Source organism: Arenimonas sp., assembly GCF_019459675.1.
In the GTDB taxonomy this organism is placed as follows: Bacteria; Pseudomonadota; Gammaproteobacteria; order Xanthomonadales; family Xanthomonadaceae; genus Arenimonas.
In genome coordinates, this window is record NZ_JAIBFH010000157.1 from 1 (window position 1) to 1,825 (window position 1,825).

The 1,825-nt window shown below is 63.8% G+C and carries 2 protein-coding genes; one reads left to right on the forward strand and one right to left on the reverse strand.

Annotated elements, in window-relative coordinates; translation table 11 throughout:
* Positions 1–37: 37 nt before the first annotated feature.
* Positions 38–601: an alkyl hydroperoxide reductase subunit C gene (ahpC, locus tag K0M70_RS05660; protein WP_290780433.1), complete on the reverse strand. Its 564-nt coding sequence runs from the start codon at positions 599–601 to the stop codon at positions 38–40.
* Positions 602–782: 181 nt separating this feature from the next.
* Between ahpC and K0M70_RS05665 the strand changes: the two genes are divergently transcribed.
* Positions 783–1,703 (forward strand): LysR substrate-binding domain-containing protein, encoded by a 921-nt coding sequence (locus tag K0M70_RS05665; protein ID WP_290780436.1) that lies wholly within the window; start codon positions 783–785, stop codon positions 1,701–1,703.
* Positions 1,704–1,825 lie beyond the last annotated feature (122 nt).

Sequence of the window (1,825 nt, forward strand, 5' to 3'; positions counted from 1 at the left end):
GCACTCGGCGCCGGCCGCTGGGGCAAAAGCCTTGGACTCAGATCTTGCCGACCAGGTCCAGCGACGGGGCGAGGGTCTTCTCGCCTTCCTTCCACTTCGCCGGGCAGACCTCGCCCGGATGGGCGGCCACGTACTGGGCGGCCTTGAGCTTGCGGACCGTTTCCTTCATGTCGCGGGCGATGGCGTTGTCATGCACTTCGGCGGTCTTGATGACGCCCTTGGGGTTGACGATGAAGGTGCCGCGCAGGGCCAGGCCTTCTTCCTCGATGTGCACGCCAAAGGCGCGGGTGAGCTTGTGGGTCGGGTCGCCCACCAGCGGGAAGCGGGCCTTGCCCACGGCCGGCGACGTTTCGTGCCAGACCTTGTGCGAGAAATGGGTGTCGGTGGTGACGATATAGACCTCGGCGCCCATCTTCTCGAACTCGGCGTAGTTGTCGGCCGCGTCCTCGACTTCAGTGGGGCAGTTGAACGTGAAGGCCGCCGGCATGAAGACGATCACCGACCACTTGCCCTTCAGGCTGGCGTCGGAGACTTCGATGAACTTGCCGTTCTGGAAGGCGTTGGCCTTGAACGGCTGGATTTCGGTGTTGATCAGGGACATGGGGGAGGATCCTCTTTGGTTGGAAGGCTGAATTGAACGATGAGCCATGATAGGCGAAGGCTATTAATTAGTAAAATCAATTAATACTATTATTATGATAGTCATAGACTATTGCTGCCCGGAGTGCATCTTCTGGCAATGCAGATTGCTTTCGCACTTTTCATAGGCTATACCAATCGCCATGAACCTCCGCGACCTGCGCTACCTGGTGGCCCTGGCCGAAGCCCTGCATTTCGGCAAGGCCGCCGAAGCGTGTCATGTCAGTCAACCCACCCTTTCGACGCAGATCAAAAAGCTCGAGGACGAGTTGGGTATCGCGCTGGTAGAGCGTGCACCGCGCCACGTGATGCTGACGCCAGCAGGCCGCGACATCGCCACACGGGCCCGGCGCGTACTGGCCGAGGTGGACCAGATGCGCGAGACGGCACGCCGCACCAGCGACCCGGAGGCCGGCACGGTGAGGCTGGGCCTGTTCCCCACGCTGGGCCCCTACCTGCTGCCGCACGTGGTTCCGCGCATACGCGCCCGCTTTCCGCGGCTGGAGCTTCTGCTGGTGGAGGAAAAAACCGAAGCCGTGCTGCACATGCTGCGCGAGGGCCGGCTGGACGCGGCCGTCCTGGCCATGCCGCTGCACGAGGACTGGCTGGAAACCGAGTTCCTGTTCGAAGAACCTTTCCTGCTGGCCGTACCTGAAGGCCACCCGCTCGCTGGCCAGCGCAACCTCACGCTGGCCAACCTGGGCAACCAGCACCTGCTGCTGCTGGAAGAAGGCCACTGCCTGCGCGACCAGGCGCTGGAGGTCTGCCACCTGGCTGGCGCCGGCGAAAAGGAGGGTTTCCGCGCCACCAGCCTGGAAACACTGCGCCAGATGGTGGCCGCCGGGGTCGGCGTGACGCTGCTGCCGATGCTGGCGGTGAAGCCGCCGGTGTCGCCTTCGGAAAACATCCGCCTGCTTACCTTTAAACAGCCGGCGCCAACACGGAGGCTGGCAATGGTTTGGCGCAAGACCTCGGCCATGAGCGCCTTCCTGCATGAGCTTGCCGGCGTGCTGCGCGACCTGCCGCCGGGCCTGCTGGACCCACCCAAGGACGTGCTTTCCTGACGAATCGCAGTGTGCCGCGGCAAGGCTTGAAACCCCACGCAGCGCGGGCTACCTTGGCAGGACAAACCAACAATCCCGGGCGGTGGGCGGGGGGGGGCGGCCGGTGCGTTTTTGGGTGGGGG